Origin of the sequence: Kitasatospora sp. NPDC059803 (assembly GCF_042732255.1) — a bacterium.
Lineage (GTDB): Bacteria > Actinomycetota > Actinomycetes > Streptomycetales > Streptomycetaceae > Kitasatospora.
In genome coordinates, this window is the sequence record NZ_JBHWIJ010000092.1 from 9,868 (window position 1) to 24,298 (window position 14,431).

19 protein-coding genes and 1 pseudogene are annotated in these 14,431 nt (G+C 71.8%); 18 read left to right on the plus strand and 2 right to left on the minus strand.

The window, feature by feature from the left end:
- Positions 1 to 462 precede the first annotated feature (462 nt).
- On the plus strand, positions 463 to 705 hold the full coding sequence (locus tag ACFV6I_RS17055; protein WP_380426021.1) for a DUF2188 domain-containing protein: 243 nt from the start codon (positions 463 to 465) through the stop codon (positions 703 to 705).
- A 154-nt stretch (positions 706 to 859) separates the two neighbouring features.
- On the opposite strand, the gene ACFV6I_RS17060 is transcribed toward ACFV6I_RS17055, so the two are convergent.
- Both ACFV6I_RS17060 and ACFV6I_RS17065 read right to left on the minus strand, forming a co-directional pair.
- Positions 860 to 1,546 carry an HAD family hydrolase gene (locus tag ACFV6I_RS17060; protein ID WP_380426023.1) on the minus strand — a complete coding sequence of 229 codons (687 nt, stop codon included), beginning with the start codon at positions 1,544 to 1,546 and terminating at the stop codon, positions 860 to 862.
- Positions 1,543 to 2,391, minus strand: a complete 849-nt coding sequence (locus tag ACFV6I_RS17065; protein ID WP_380426025.1) for a GntR family transcriptional regulator — start codon at positions 2,389 to 2,391, stop codon at positions 1,543 to 1,545. Before ACFV6I_RS17065 ends, ACFV6I_RS17060 begins: the two co-directional genes overlap by 4 nt.
- Before the next feature lie 618 nt (positions 2,392 to 3,009).
- Between ACFV6I_RS17065 and ACFV6I_RS17070 the strand changes: the two genes are divergently transcribed.
- The 17 genes and pseudogenes from ACFV6I_RS17070 to ACFV6I_RS17150 all read left to right on the plus strand — a co-directional run bounded on the left by ACFV6I_RS17070 (position 3,010) and on the right by ACFV6I_RS17150 (position 14,308).
- The gene (locus ACFV6I_RS17070) at positions 3,010 to 3,294 is read left to right on the plus strand and encodes a hypothetical protein (protein WP_380426027.1); all 285 of its coding nucleotides are present in this window, start codon (positions 3,010 to 3,012) and stop codon (positions 3,292 to 3,294) included.
- An 82-nt stretch (positions 3,295 to 3,376) separates the two neighbouring features.
- Positions 3,377 to 4,399, plus strand: a complete 1,023-nt coding sequence (locus ACFV6I_RS17075) for a DUF2637 domain-containing protein (RefSeq protein ID WP_380426029.1) — start codon at positions 3,377 to 3,379, stop codon at positions 4,397 to 4,399.
- Positions 4,396 to 4,899: a hypothetical protein gene (locus ACFV6I_RS17080; protein WP_380426031.1), complete on the plus strand. Its 504-nt coding sequence runs from the start codon at positions 4,396 to 4,398 to the stop codon at positions 4,897 to 4,899. Before ACFV6I_RS17075 ends, ACFV6I_RS17080 begins: the two co-directional genes overlap by 4 nt.
- Before the next feature lie 52 nt (positions 4,900 to 4,951).
- On the plus strand, positions 4,952 to 5,338 hold the full coding sequence (locus ACFV6I_RS17085) for an ATPase (RefSeq protein WP_380426033.1): 387 nt from the start codon (positions 4,952 to 4,954) through the stop codon (positions 5,336 to 5,338).
- Between the two features lie 9 nt (positions 5,339 to 5,347).
- Complete coding sequence (locus ACFV6I_RS17090; protein WP_380426035.1) at positions 5,348 to 5,515, plus strand: hypothetical protein; 168 nt, start codon at positions 5,348 to 5,350, stop codon at positions 5,513 to 5,515.
- A 330-nt stretch (positions 5,516 to 5,845) separates the two neighbouring features.
- Positions 5,846 to 6,802: a hypothetical protein gene (locus ACFV6I_RS17095; protein WP_380426037.1), complete on the plus strand. Its 957-nt coding sequence runs from the start codon at positions 5,846 to 5,848 to the stop codon at positions 6,800 to 6,802.
- A gap of 12 nt (positions 6,803 to 6,814) precedes the next feature.
- Positions 6,815 to 7,276, plus strand: a complete 462-nt coding sequence (locus ACFV6I_RS17100) for a hypothetical protein (RefSeq protein WP_380426039.1) — start codon at positions 6,815 to 6,817, stop codon at positions 7,274 to 7,276.
- Position 7,277: 1 nt separating this feature from the next.
- Entirely contained in the window at positions 7,278 to 8,429 is a 1,152-nt protein-coding gene (locus ACFV6I_RS17105) for a hypothetical protein (protein WP_380426041.1), read from the plus strand.
- 203 nt (positions 8,430 to 8,632) lie between these two features.
- On the plus strand, positions 8,633 to 8,869 hold the full coding sequence (locus ACFV6I_RS17110) for a hypothetical protein (RefSeq protein ID WP_380426043.1): 237 nt from the start codon (positions 8,633 to 8,635) through the stop codon (positions 8,867 to 8,869).
- 26 nt (positions 8,870 to 8,895) lie between these two features.
- Positions 8,896 to 9,243: a hypothetical protein gene (locus ACFV6I_RS17115; protein WP_380426045.1), complete on the plus strand. Its 348-nt coding sequence runs from the start codon at positions 8,896 to 8,898 to the stop codon at positions 9,241 to 9,243.
- Positions 9,244 to 9,350: 107 nt separating this feature from the next.
- Complete coding sequence (locus ACFV6I_RS17120) at positions 9,351 to 9,704, plus strand: hypothetical protein (protein WP_380426047.1); 354 nt, start codon at positions 9,351 to 9,353, stop codon at positions 9,702 to 9,704.
- Positions 9,705 to 9,841: 137 nt separating this feature from the next.
- Positions 9,842 to 10,438, plus strand: a complete 597-nt coding sequence (locus tag ACFV6I_RS17125) for a hypothetical protein (protein WP_380426049.1) — start codon at positions 9,842 to 9,844, stop codon at positions 10,436 to 10,438.
- A gap of 47 nt (positions 10,439 to 10,485) precedes the next feature.
- Positions 10,486 to 10,938, plus strand: a pseudogene (locus tag ACFV6I_RS17130) (DNA cytosine methyltransferase); the annotation flags it as partial.
- Positions 10,939 to 11,415: 477 nt separating this feature from the next.
- Positions 11,416 to 11,601 carry a hypothetical protein gene (locus ACFV6I_RS17135; protein ID WP_380426063.1) on the plus strand — a complete coding sequence of 62 codons (186 nt, stop codon included), beginning with the start codon at positions 11,416 to 11,418 and terminating at the stop codon, positions 11,599 to 11,601.
- A complete protein-coding gene (locus tag ACFV6I_RS17140; protein ID WP_380426051.1) occupies positions 11,598 to 11,954 on the plus strand; it encodes a hypothetical protein in 357 nt (118 codons plus the stop codon). The genes ACFV6I_RS17135 and ACFV6I_RS17140 overlap by 4 nt, the downstream gene beginning before the upstream one ends.
- Positions 11,955 to 11,971: 17 nt before the next feature.
- The gene (locus tag ACFV6I_RS17145; RefSeq protein WP_380426053.1) at positions 11,972 to 12,241 is read left to right on the plus strand and encodes a hypothetical protein; all 270 of its coding nucleotides are present in this window, start codon (positions 11,972 to 11,974) and stop codon (positions 12,239 to 12,241) included.
- A gap of 75 nt (positions 12,242 to 12,316) precedes the next feature.
- Complete coding sequence (locus ACFV6I_RS17150) at positions 12,317 to 14,308, plus strand: DUF3987 domain-containing protein (protein ID WP_380426055.1); 1,992 nt, start codon at positions 12,317 to 12,319, stop codon at positions 14,306 to 14,308.
- Positions 14,309 to 14,431: the final 123 nt, after the last annotated feature.

The following is a 14,431-nucleotide window of genomic DNA, read 5'->3' on the forward strand; positions in this document are numbered from 1 at the left end:
ATACGATACATTTGTTAATCAGCTGACCACGATTGTACCCCGAGGCCCGGGGGGGGCAGTTTCGGATACCCCCCGGGGCCTTTTTGCGTTCGGGCCAAGGCCCGACACCCCGAGGTTGTGACACTCCGCATCCACAGGGGCCTGTGGATCAAGCTGTGGACAGAGATCCCCGCGCTGTGGATTAACCAGGTCACACCCTGTGGACACCACATCTAGTGGCAATGGCCTCACCTGTGCACAACATCTTGCACTCGAAGGTGTTTGCGAGTGTCACCCCACCCTGCTCTACTTATGACTGCTCAAAGTGAGCAGGCCCCACCACTCGGGGTCGACACTGAGTCGTGCCCTCCGAGCCGTGGGGCCTAGTGCGTTGGTCGCGCCCTAGGACCGTACCTCCCTCGTGGTCATCCACCAAGGGATCAAAGGTGTCGGTTGGGCCACGCCTCTGGAAATGGAGCAAACGTGGCAGGAAAGCCGAAGTCGGGCGACGTTACCCAGCGCCCCGACGGCCGGTGGCAGTTCGGACGGCCCGAGAACAGCAGGGCCAGTGCCGTCACCGACACCCAAGCTGCTGCTGTCACCCGAGGCAGGGAGATCCTCGGGCGGGATGGCGGCGGCGAGCTGCGGATCCACGGCACGAACGGCGTGATCCGAGACCAGCGGACCATCTCTCCCGGGAACGACCCGTACCCGCCGAAGGGCTGATCCATCACCGTGGACGTCCTTACGCACGGCCCTCAGGACTGCCTCTGGACTGTGCAGCCCCTATCGGGGTCGATCAACATTGACGTCCGATAACGGCAACCAGGCTGGTCAGCGAGATAGGAATCACCCGTCCGCTGACCAGCCTGACTCTTGATCAGGACAGTGCGTCCGCGATGCGCTGCATCGAGTCCACGACAACTACAGCCCCGGCGGAGGCCAGCTTGGCGTCCTTCCCGGGCTTGTTCGCGTAGCCGATCGTCGGTACGCCCGCGGCATCGCCGGCTTCCACGTCCCGGGCCGCATCGCCGATGAACACGCACTCCGCTGGCTTGGCGCCCACGGCTCCCATGGCGTCCACGAGGAGACGCGGGTTCGGCTTCATGGACGACGGGTCCCCAGGGACGCGCCCGAAGACTCCAGCCACGTAGCCGCTCAGCCCGTGGTCTGTCAGGTACGCCTCGATCGCCGCGCCAGCGTTGTTGCTCACCACCGACACGGATCGGCCGGAGCGCGCGCAGGCCAGCAAAACCGATTCCCCACCAGGGTTCGGGTTGCCGATCCGGACGGCCTCTGTCTCCAGCGCGGCCAGCGCCGCATCGGTGCTGGCCGCGAGATCCGGCCTGGCGTCGGCGACGAGACGCAGCAACGCGAGCGGATCACTCTCGGCCTCGCCCGCAGCCGGGGCCTGCTCGCCGACGGCGAGCAGGCTCTCACGGAGACGTCGTGCCACCTCGGGGGCAGGCAAACCGGCGAATACCGAGCACACCGGGCCGTCGAAGTCGAGCAGTACGTGCTTCACCGGGCGGAGCACGTCCGCGAGCTGCTGCCGCGCGGCGCTCATGGCTGGCGCTCGTAGGCGATGGTGGACCACACGCTGTCGAACCACAGTTGGGCCTGCTGGACGTACTGCGACCCGAGCGAGGCATCGTCCGGCCCGGCAGCATGGTGGAACAGCGTGGTGTCCTTGCCGGTCACGTCGTAGAAGGTGTGGGCGGTGTCGTCCACCTTGATGGTGCGCTCGCGCAGCGGGTAGAAGCCGAAGAAGGCTTCCGAGCGGTTCAAGATGTAGAGCTTGAACAGGCTCGACGCCCGATGCACCTTGACCTCGACGCTCGCCGACTGCACCAGTCCCAGCTCAGCCAGCACCTCCACCGAGTGGGCGATGCCGCCGGCGTTCGTCAGTGCGATGTTCCGTGCACGCTCGCGGAGCGCGACCTCGTCCTTGAGCCCGTCGACCAACACGGGGACGGCCATCGGCTCCGAGGTGTCCGGCAGCAACAGCCGCACCGCGATGGATTCGGGGGTCAGCCGGCCGGAGCGGACTTTGTCCAACGGCTCCTGAAGCGCGTTGTGCAGCGTCTCACTGGAGAAGCCAGCGAAGTCGAGCGTGACCTGCTTCTGCTCGAAGGCCGCTTCGAGGTGCGGCCGGAGGCCGACCGGCCGGGCTGTGCGCTCCCGGACGAACGAGCCACTTCCCTGGCGAGTCACGATCAGCCCCTCGGCCCGGAGCAGGTCGAGCGCCTTGTCGACAGTGCCGCGCGCCACGCCGAAGTGCTTGGCCAGCTCAGGGCCGGACGGAAGTTTGTCACCGGTCTCGAAGCCGGGCTGCTTCGTCAGGATCGAGGCCCGCAGACGGCTGCTGACCTGCTGATACGGGGGGCGGGAGTCATCCGGGTCTAGGGCCATACGCCAATGCTAGGGCAGGTGCCCAACAGACGCGAGAAACCCAACCCTCTTGACCTGCCTAAGCAGGTTCTCTATGTTGTGAGTGTCGCACCGAGTGAGACAGGGGTGACACAGAGGGGCCTTCTTTGGGCTGCTCTGACCTGCACAAACGCAGCATCGACAACTCAAGAGAGTGATCCACCACCGCAGTCCTTCCGTGACCACGCCGGGCGGGGTGAGTGGAGACCAGTCGGCAGAGAAGGGGCGCACGCCCTGACACCTCGGCCCGCCCTTAAGACGGCGGGCCGTGTATGGGACACGCAGCCGACTGAGAGGAGCTACCGGCCTCTCTAAAGAACGACGCGGCCGACATTCGCCGGCGACAACCTCCGGGAGGGATCTCCCCGGAGCGAGCCTGGACCGCGTCCACACGAGACCAACCCCCTGCTTCACCAGTGACCACGGCCCTCGACACCCCCTCGCACCCATGACTGCGCGGGCTGGTGCCGGGGGTCGTGGCTACTCGTGTCGTTCGAGTGGCCCGGGCCCACGTGAGGCGGGCCGCCGCGCTCCGGCCAAGGAACGCGCGGCGGCCCCCGGGCCCGCCCCCCATGGAGAAGAGGTAGACCCGTGAAGGACATGGTTGCAGGCCAGACGGCCGCGACGAAGGACGAGTTCTCGGAGCTGGCGCTCGGCCTCGTCGGCGACTCGGAGTTCACCCGGCTGTTCACCGGGGTGCCCGGTGAGACCGTGGTCGAGCGCGAGGCCCGGATGGACGCCGCGGACGACGTCCTGGCGGACCTGCGCCGGGAGGACCCGGTGCTGGCCGCGTACGCCGAGCGCCTGCTGAGCATGGCGCCGGTGCCGCTGCGACGCCCGGCCGTCATCCGCCGCACCGCCAGCGTCGAGCGGGTGGCGGCGTGAGGGCGGGCACCGCGCTCACGGTGCTCACGACTACCGCCAGCGCGCTCACGGGCCGCTCACCGCGCGTCGGGTGGTGGTCGCTGTGAAGACGCCGATCAGTCAGGACCAGATCAGCTCGGCCGAGAAGGCCCTGGCCGTGGGGACGTGGACGATCACGCTCGGCGCGGTCCTCTACAGCATGCTCACGGTGACCCCGCTCATGTCCCGGCACACCCCGAAGGACTGGCAGTGGACGGCCCCGATCCTGCCGCTGGTCGTGGACGCGGCGGTGGTGATCGTGGTCCGCATGGACAGCACGCTCGCCCGCCTCGGCGGAGACGGCGGCCGGTGGCCGGTCGTGCTGCGCTGGATGACCGGCGTCATGACCGTGCTGCTCAACGTGGGTCTCTCGGCCCTGAATCGCGATGCGGTCGGGGTGGCGGTCCACTCGGTGGCGCCGCTGCTGCTGATCGTCACGGCGGAGGCCTCGCTCGCCTACCGGCGCACGATCGCCGCCGCGCTGATGGTCCGTGAGGCCCGTGAGCGCGATGAGCGGGCCGAGCGTGACCGCATCGCCGAGGAGGAGCGCCGCCAGGCCCGCGAGGACCGGGTGGCGGAGTACGAGCGGGCCGGCCAGCGCGAGCGTGAGCGCCGTGAGCACGAGCGTGAGATGGTCCGCGAGCAGCGTGAGCACGAGGACCGCATGGCCCGCGAGGAGCGCGAGGGGAAGGCCCGCCAGGACGCATCCGAGCGCGAGGAACGGCAGCGCCGGGAGGATTCCGAGCGGCGTGATCGTGAGCGCCGTGAGCGCGAGGCGAGCGAGCGTGAGCGCCGTGAGCGTGACCGTGAGCGGCGCGCCAAGCAGGAGGTCGAGCAGCTTCGGCAGGAGCTCCTCTCCGCGCCCGCCGCGACCGAGCAGGTGCCCAAGGAGCAGGCCCTGCTGACCGCCCGGCGCTGCATGACGCTGGACATCCCGCAGCGCCGGGCGGTTGAGCTGACCGGCTGGTCGGCCGGGTGGATTGCCGCCCGCTACCAGGAACTGCGCGCCGCCGAGCGGCCGGTCCTACACGCCGTGCCCGCCACCGCCGAAGAGACCGCCACCCCCGTTGAGGAGCAGGCATCGTGACCACCACCGCCACTGTCACCAACACCGCCGCCGACCAGATCGGCGCGGCCGGCGCCCTGATGGCCATCCTCACCGCCCACACCGACCTGCCCGCGCCGACGATCCAGCTGCAGCAGTTCTTCGAGCCCGCCACCGACATCCCGGTCGGCACGTGGGGCGTGAAGCTGTCGCTGCACCGCAGCCTCACCGCGTTCGAGCAGTGGCGCGAGGCCCTGGACATGGACCCCACCAGCATCGACAGCGCCGAGTACAACGCCAGCCGCTGGCTGTCCGTCTACGGCACCCGCCACGGCGTCCCGGTCGAGCTGATCGGCTACTACGACCTGCCCAAGCCCGCCGCCGCCCGGGAGGAGCCCGCCATGGACACCTGCTACTTCTGCGACGAGAGCAAGCCGGACATCGAGGTTCGCACGGACCCGTTCACGCAGGACGTCTGCAACGAGGAGTGGATCGTCCCGATCTGCGCCGAGTGCTACCAGACCCGCTGCGACGACATCTGACCATCCCTCCTCCCCGCCTCACCCCCACCACCCGCACACGGAGGGCAGTGTCATGACCCTGACCACCATCGACGTCGTCTCGTTCGGCTACCTCCACGCCGACCCGCCCGAGGCGACCATCACTATCGACCTGCGCCGCCACTTCCGCGACCCGCACGTCGACCCGGCCCTGCGTCACCAGAGCGCCCACGACCTGCCCGTCCGCCAGGCCGTGATGGCCACCCCGGGCATCCACGAACTGATCAGCGCCACCGCGCTGCTGGCCGACGCGTTCGACGCCGGCCCCGCCATGGCGCCGCTGACCATCGCGGTCGGCTGCGCGGGCGGACGCCACCGCGCCGCCACCGTCGCCATGACCCTCGCCAAGCGCCTCGCCAAGACCGGCACCCCCGTCCGCCTCACCCACCGCGACCTCGACAAGCCCGTCATCAACCGCTGAAGGACCGTGATGCAGCTCTTCCGCCGTAGCCAGCAGCCGCAGTCCGGCCAGCAGCGCCGCGCCGCCGCCGTCCGTGAGGCGGACCGCGCGGGCCACGCCCAGATGGACGCCAAGATCAGGCGCCGCACCGCGATCGAGACCACCCCGCCCGCCCGCGCCTGGTGGCGCTCCTCCTGACCCCCGCCCCCGGTGGTGCACACCCCCGCCCCCCTCCCGCACACCCAGGTATGCGGGGGTGTGCACCACCCCTGAACAGGGAGAATCCCATGGGCTACATGCTGTGTACGGTCTTCCTCGCGGTGGACACCCTGATCATCATCGTCTGCCTCTGCGCGCTCATCCGGGGGGACCGATGACGATCCCTCCGCCGCCGTCCGAGCCCCCCACCGCCGGCATGCCCACCCCCGACCCCGTGGTCGGCGACGAGCCCCGGCGGGACGCTCCTGGCGATAGCCGCCCGCAGATTCCTGTTCACCCCGCCACAGCCGGAAAGGACGGACTCCTGCGATGCCTGACCTGACCAAGCCGAAGAGCGCCGGGGTGATCACCCCGACCCTGGTCATCCCGGCCGGTGAGCCCGTCCCGCCCCGGCCGCCGTACCCGCCGCTGACCGCGCAGGACCTCCAGGAGTCGGAGCGCCTCACCGAGCCCGCGCACAACCCCGAGCCGGACTGGTTCACGAAGCTCCGGGACAAGGCGCTGGCCCATGACATCACCACCCTGCCCGCCCGGCCGCAGGCCGAGCCGGTCGAGCCCTGGTACCGCCGCAGGCCCTCCCCGCCCGTCGAGGGCGGCCCGGACGGACTGGCGACTGTGATGCCCGAGGTGTCCGCGACGGTCACCGTGACAACGAAGGTCCCGCCGAGGCCGTCCAGTCCGCCTCCCCCGCCCGTTCCGTGCGCCGGGGCGGGCGGGGGCGGAGACTGCCAGCCCCCGAACGGCACCGGGGTCGACGCGAACCCGGAACGGCCCACCAACCCTGCGGGCGGTGGGAGTTGTGGCGCGTGCGCCTTCCAGTGCGGCGCCGTGTGCAACTACCCGGCCGACGGGCAGGCGCCCGTCGAGGCGGAGCCGGTGGAGCAAGAGGTCAAGGTCGAGGTCACGGTCGGGGAGCCGAAGGAGGCGAAGGAGCCGCAGAAGCGCAAGCGGCGTCTGCCGGACATCCTTCACGGCACCCCGTCCGGCACGGCCACCGGCTGGCACGGGCCCCGCGTGCGCTGGACCCTCAAGTGGCTCGCCCCCGGGATCGCGGGCTGGGGTCTGAACGGCCTGCACCACATCGAGCACGTCATCGTCTGGTTCCACGACCCCGGCACCCGCTTCTGGGCCGGCGCCGCCTTCGTCGCCGCCGGCGGCTGGGTCGCCTGGCGGACCCGCGGCTGGTGGCCGCCGCTGGCCTGGGTCCTGCGCATCCCCATGGCCACCGCGATCCTCGCCGCCGCCCTCACCCCCCTCTCCCACTGACCGGAGGAACCGATGTCCGCCACCCTGCCCGCCACGTTCCTCGCCGCCCCCGCCACCGACCTCGGCGGCTTCAGCCTGGGAGCCTTCACCGCCGGAGGACTGGCCGCCGTGGGGACCGCCGCCGCGATCTTCCTGCTGAAGAAGGGCGTCAACCCCAAGATCGACCGCCTCATCAAGTGGGAGCACATGGCCGCCGCCGGATTCATCGTGGCCAACCTCTACGCGGCGGCCGGATGGAACGCCCTCGCCGCCCTGATCCACGGCCTGACCGGCACCCCGGCCGCCGCCTGGGGCTCCGGCGCCCTCGCCCTGATCATCACCGCGTGGATCGGCCTGCGCACCCACAGCCGCTGGCGCGCCACCGCCCTGGGATTCACCGCCGCCGTCCTCTACAACACCGCCGGCGGCTGGTGGTCGGTCGGCTCCATGCTCATCGTCAAGGCCGTGACCTCCGTCCCCGGGATGGGCGGCTGACATGCCCACCAGCCTGGACAAGGACACCAGGACCGCGCCCGAAGAAGAGCCCACAGGAGAGGAGCCCGAGGACGCTGGCGAGGACAAGCCCGAAGAGGACGGCGCCGACGAAGAACCGCGCCGCCTCTCGGAGGCGTTCACCCGGGCACTGCCCTACGTGGCGGGCGCCCACGGCCTCAAGAGCCTGGTCACCGGGTCCTGGGTCATCATCACGAAGACCGGCACGTGGGTCGTCGAAGGGGACGCCGTCCGGGTCTTCCTACCCCGCCGCGCCGACAAGCGCGACGCCAAGAAGGCCGCCGACGCACAGGCCCGCAAGGCCAAGCAGGAGAAGAAGGCCGCGAAGAACCCCAAGACGCAGGAGCCGGAGCAGGAACGGGAGGCCCCCGCCGGCGGCGGGCACAGCGAACCGCCGCCCTGGCTCATCCGCCTCGGCGGGCTCGGCCTCGGGGGCTACCTCATCGCCTACACCGGCTGGTCCTCGCCCGCCTGGTCGGTACCCGCCGTCCTCATCCCCTGGTGCGCGCTCGCCTGGATGCACTCACCCGCCCCAGCACCGCCCGCCACCGAAGATCCCGCCGAGACCAAGGAAGCCGCGGGCGACGACGGCGTGTATGAGGAGGGCGAAGACGAGGAGGGCGTGGACGAGGACGAGCCGTACGACGAGCCGCAGGAGCACGAGACGGCGGACGGAACGGACGACGAGCAAGAGCCGGAACAGCCTGTGCGTCTCACTGCGGCACAGATCGCCGACCGGTTCCGCCTGTACGTCGAGCACACGGTCGCCGCGCGCTGGGAGGAGGGCGTCCGGGGCCTGCGTCAGGGCGTCCACATCGAGGACATGCTGACCGACCTCCGCCAGCGCGGGCTCATCGCCGACGAACGCTGGGACACCCAGTCCCTCGGCGCCTACCTCAGGGCCCTCGGAATCCCCCTGAGAGACCCCCTGTCACTTACCGTCAGCGGACGCAAGGTCAACCGGGTCGGGGTCCACCACGACGACCTCGCCCAACACCTCGGCCACACCCCCCACCCACCCCCACACCGGGTGCCGGATCCCACCCCCACGGCACCCTCCCCCGAGGCCGCCACGGCTGCCCCCGGACAGAGCCCCGCGAGGCCCGCCGACGGGCCCCTGCAGAAGGCCAGCTGAGGAACCCTCCGCACCTCTTCCGGAGGGCCCCTCCGGGGGTGACCCCTGGTCCTCCCCTCCCCCACTGCCCAGAGCCCCTTCCAGTCCCCTGCCGAACCGCCCTACCGACACCCTGACCTGCACTCCTACCGAGTGCCCTACCGCTCCCTACCGCTCCCCTACCGGAAACGGTAGGGCGCCATAGCGGGAAGAAACGGACACCTTTGCCCTACGCCTACCGCTGCGGATCATGCTCCGCCTCGTCCCCGCCCGGCCGTCACGAGGACGCCGTCGCCGCCCGCGACGAACACCGCCGCACCACCCACGGCGGCCTGATCCCCGACGGCGAATCGATCACCGAAGTCGACGACCCCGACCGCCGCGGACTCGACCCCAAAGCCGTCGCCGCGTTCCTCGGCCTCGGGGTGCTCGCCGCCCTCTACCGGTGGATCACCCACTGAACCACCACCCATCGCCATCACCCACCGTGACAGCCCTCGCCCCCGAAAGGCCACCCGCGGACGACGACTTCGACCTGTACGACTACGCCGACCACCCGACCCGCGAGGAGGAGAAAGCGTACGAGATCGCCCTCGACCTCGCCGACGAACAGCGCCGCACCGAGAAGGAGCAGGCCGCCGGACCGCAGCCCGGTCACACCGAGATGTGCGAGGGCTGCCACGGCACCGGCGGCGGCTACGAGGAGGAGGTCTGGGACGACTACTCCTGGGACGTCGTCACCGTCGCCCACGACGACTGCCCCGAGTGCGGCGGCTGCGGCTACTACGACTGCGACGGCACCTGCGAGGCCACTCAGGACCCCGACGAGGTCTGACCGGCCTGTGCCGACCGACCGTGCCGCCCGCCCCTCGCCCACGGGCGGGGTGCGGGCGGTGCGGGGGACGGACAGACCGATCCCGCGCGACCGCCCTCGGAGGGCCCATGCCCGAGATCACCTTCAAGCGCACCGACGACGAGACCTACGAGGTCACGTACGACGGCGCCAGCTACCTGCTGATCAAGCACCCCAGCGCCACCAGCGACAAGGGCCGCCCCGGCCGGATCGCCTGGCACCTGCACCCCTGGCCGACCGCCCCCGGCGTGTTGGAGCCCGCCATCGCCCACCTCGGCACCCGCCTCGACCACGCCCAGCACCTCACCCCGCTCGTCCTGGAGGGCTGGACCTGGTACCTCGGCACCCCGTCCACGCCCGGTGGGGAGGTCTGGCGCCACACCTGTGGCACCACCCGCCCCCTGAACGACCTGCTCGCCAGCACCCACCGCACCGAGGACTGACCGCTTCGGGCGCCGTGCCGGCGCCCGGCCAACCCACCCGGACGACACGAAGCCCCGCGGCAGCCGCCGAATCTTGGCAGAGAGACGGCTACTGCGGGGCCCATCCGATCCCCCTTCAGAGACCAGAGGACTCCAGCATGCCCGAGCCCGAGCTCGACCACCTCACGCTCGCCATCGTGGACGACGACTACGACTGGCGGCACGCCTCCAACGGCTCCTCGCGGTTCGGCGCCTACCTCGACCAGCACGCCCACCGGCTCGACGACAACGGATTCCCGGCCGCCGGGGCCGAGTTCGCCGCGCTCGCCTGGGCCATCGCCGTGGCCGCGATGTCCCCCGGCTACGTGCGCATCCGCCCCGACCTGCTGGCCGTCACCGCCAACCCCGCCGAGGACGACCCGGCCAACCTGGTCCTGCGCATCACCGTCCCCCTCCCCCACCGCGCACTCGCCCACCGCCCCGGGCCGGGCCCGTGGCGGGACTGGGAGACGGACTGCTACGACCGCGGCCCCTGGTCGCCCAAGGTCGACCCCTGCCCCGGCCTGATGAACACCCTCACCCTCACCGCCGACATCCTCCTGCCCGTCCCCGCCGAGGCCCTGATCACCCCGACCACTACCCGGCCCGGCACGGAACTGACCCGCACCGCGAAGCTCCTGGTCACCATGCTCGCCGAGCACATCAACGACCGCGGCGGCCCGGCCGTCGCCTCCCTGCTCGGAGCCACGTCGTGACCGGCCCGGTCATCGGGTCGCTGTGCAGCGGGTACGGCGGCCTGGACATGGCCGTCCAGGCCGTGCTCGGCGGCGAGTTGGCGTGGGTGGCCGACCCCGACCCCGGGGCGGCCGCGATCCTGGCCCACCACCACCCGCGCGTGCCGAACCTCGGCGACATCACCGCCGTCGACTGGTCGACCGTGACGCCGGTGGACGTGCTGACCGCCGGGTTCCCCTGCCAGTCCGTCAGCCTGGCCGGCCACCGGGCCGGGATCGTCCCCGGTGCCGCTTCCGGCCTGTGGGTGGAGGTCGCCCGCGCCGTCCGTGAACTCCGACCCTCCCTGGTGGTGATCGAGAATGTCCAAGGCCTCCTCTCGGCGAAAGCCGACCGCGGAGACGCTGGAGTGGGATCCGCAGCGCCGGATCTGGACCCGGCAACCGGACGGCCCCTCGCTCTTCGCGCTCTCGGCGCCGTTCTGGGAGACCTGGCCGGCCTCGGGTTCGATGCGGAATGGACGAGCCTGCGCGCGTCCGACGTCGGCGCCGCCCACCAGCGCAACCGCATCTTCCTCCTCGCCTGGCCTGCCCACCCCCAGGGCCCGCGACTGGAAGACCGGCGGCAAGGACGGCCTGCACGACTCGGTCCGGCTACTGAAGACCCCGACCGCGCAGCTCGCGGTGAACGGTGGCTCTCAGCACCCGGACAAGCGGAAGGCGGGCGGACACGGGCCGACGCTCGCGGACGAGGTGGAGCACCTGCTCCCGACCCCGCTCCGGGCGGACGGCGAGCGCACCGGAGCCCTGCTGCCGACCCCCAGGTCGACCGACGGGACGAAGGGCGGGCCGAACCCAGCGCGGGATCCGGGGAACCTGACGCTCCCCTCGGCGGCGGCACGGATTGGGGCCCGTACGGCCCGGCCGTCCGCCGGTGGGAAGCGGTCCTCGGCCGGCCCGCACCCCGGCCAACTGACGATCGGGGACGACTGAACCCGGTCATGGTCGAGTGGCTGATGGGCCTGCCCGCGGGGCACGTCACCGATGTCCCCGGCCTGTCCCGCACCGCCCAGCTCCGGGCGCTCGGCAACGGCGTCCTGCCCGACCAGGCGAGCGCCGCCATCCGCCTCCTCCTCGACCGCGCCACCGCCGGCGACGCCGGGGCCGGGCTGGGGGTGGCCGCGTGACCCGGACCCCACCCCTCGGCGACCAGCGCGGCCTGTGGCAGGCCGTCATGGCCGCCGCCGCGGGCCGCTGCCAGTGCCGCGGCACCTGCGGCAAGAAGCACGACAAGGACGGCGGACGCTGCCCCGCCCACCACGGCGCTTACGTCCGCCACGGCACCGGCCCCGTCCACCTGCTCGCCGCACCCGCCGACCCGGACGCCCTGCTCCTGCCCCCGCACAAGGCCGCCGCCCTGCCCAAGCGGGAGCTGGCCGCGTGGTGCCCGGCCTGCCACGACGCCACCCGCCGCGCCGCCGCCAGGACCCGCCAGGCCGCTGTTCCGGGCGGCCCGGCGGACGCACTGTTCGACCTCTGACCCGCCAGGAGGACCCCGTGCCCATCAAGCTCGTGACCTGCCACGTCGCCGTGTGCGACGTCTGCGGCACCGCCTACGGCTCCGACCGCGACGACGAATGCGTCGTGCACTGCACCACCCGCCAGGCCGCCGTCGAACTCGTCCACGACGACCCCGAATGGCTGGTCACCACCGACGGCCACGTGATCTGCCTGCTCGGCGACCCCGCCCACCAGGCCGCCCTCGACCAGATGCTGCCGGCCGCCCCGGCGGCCGTGTGCGACGGACAGCTCCCGCTCGACCTCTGACCTCCCCTCCATCGGGCGGTCCGCGCCCGATGGTCTTCGGGTCCGGGCCGCCCCGCTCCGACGAAAGGAGCCCGCGTGAGCACCGAGTACGCGGCCGTGATCCCGTTCCGGCCCGAGCCCGCCGAGGTCAAGGCCGCCGAGCAGGCCGTCATCGGCTCCGCCCTGCTCGACCCCGCCCAGATCCCGGCGCTGGCCGCCCAGCTGGGCAACCCCGGCGTCTTCCACCACCCCGCGCACGAGACGATCTGGCGCGCCATCACCCGCATGGCCGACGGTGAGCGGCCGGTCGACCCGCTGCTGCTGACCGGTGTCCTGCGCGCCCAGGGCGACCTGGGCCGAATCGGCGGGCCCGGCTACCTGCACACCTGCATCGAGGCGACCCCCACCGCCGCGAACGGCGACTACTACGCCGAGGTCGTGCGCGTGGCCGCCGAGCGCCGCCGCATCGGCACGAACACCAGCCGCCTCGCCCACATGGCCGGCGACGACCAGACCGACCTGGAGGCCGTCCGCACCGCCGCCCTCGCTGTGCTCGCTGACCTCGCCGCCGGTGACACCTGGCTCGACCCCGTCCCCCTCGGCTCCCACAGCGGCCTGCCCACCTTCCCCGTCGACGCGCTCCCCGCGTGGGTCGGCGCCTACGTCGAAGCGGTCGCCGAGTTCACCCAGACCCCGCCCGACATGGCCGCCACCATGACCCTCGCCGCCCTGTCCACTGCCGCCGGCGGCCGGGTTGGCGTCCAGATCCGCCCCGGCTGGTGCGAGCAGAGCAACCTCTACCTGGTCTGCGCGATGCCCCCCGCCAGCCGCAAGAGCGACGTGTTCGGCCTGGCCACCGGCCCCGTCTACAAGGTCGAAGCCGAGCTCCAGGCCGAAGCGCGCTCCCGGATCATCGAGGCCGAGACCGCCCGCGACGCAGCCCTCGCCGAGGTCGAGGCCCTGATGGCCAAGGCCCGCAAGAACCCCGACACCGACCGCACCCAGCTCATCGCGGAGATCTCCGCCGCCAAGATGCTCGCCGAGGAGATCACCGTCCCGCCGACCCCGCGCCTGACGCTGTCCGGGGACATCACCCCGGAGACCGTCACCCACCACCTCGGCGTGCACCGCTGCCTCGCGGCGCTCTCCCCCGAGGGCGATCTCTTCGACAGCATCGCCGGCCGCTACAGCAGCAAGCCCAACCTGGGCGTGTTCCTCCAGGCCCACAAGGGCGAGCGCCTCCAGACCGACCGCATCACCCGCGAGCAGCCCACCACCGACAGGCCCGCCCTGACGATCGGCGTCACCCCGCAGCCCGCCGTCCTCCAGGAACTCGGCGCCGCCCCCGGCGCCCGCGACCGCGGCCTGCTCGCCCGCTTCCTCTACTCCCTGCCGCCCTCCAACCTCGGCTACCGCAAGATCCGCACCATGCCCGTCCCCGACAAGGTCGCGGGCGCCTACGACCGCAACCTCACCCGCCTGCTCCGCGCCATGACCGACCTCGCCGACCCGGTCACCGTCGTCATGGACCAAGCCGCCGACCTCGCCATCGAGAAGCTGCAGGAGCGGGTCGAGGTGCAGCTCCGCCCCGACCAGCCGCTCGCCCACATCCGGGACTGGGCCGGCAAGTTGGTCGGCCACATCGCCCGCGTCGCCGTCCTGCTCCACCTCGCCGACCACATCGCCTCCGACCAGGACCAGGGCGCCTGGCGCGGCGACCTCGATGCCGCCACCGTCGAGCGGGCCGCCGAGATCGCGGACTACTACACCGCCCACACCCTCGCCGTCTTCGACCTCATCGCCGCCGACCCCGCCACCGAGGACGCCCACGCCCTCCTCCAGTGGCTCCAGCGGCCGAAGAAGGACGGCACCCACCGCACCCACATCAAGGCCCACGACGCCGTCGCGTCGTCCCGGCGGTTCAAGAAGGTCGCCGACGTCGAACCCGCCCTGAACCTGCTCGAACAGCACGGCTACCTCCGCACCGACCAGCCGCACCCGACCGGGCAGAGGGGGCGTCCACAGGCCGTCACCTACCGTGTCCACCCCGCTATTGAGGCACCCGTGGACGGAGCGGAAGCCCTGTAACCGTCAGGAATGTCAGGACAAACCCCTGACCAGCTAAAACGACCCCGGACGCGGGGGGGGGGGGGGTGGGTGGGGTGGGGTGTGGGGGGAGGAGTGTGGGGGAGAGAGAGCCTCGGCAACACC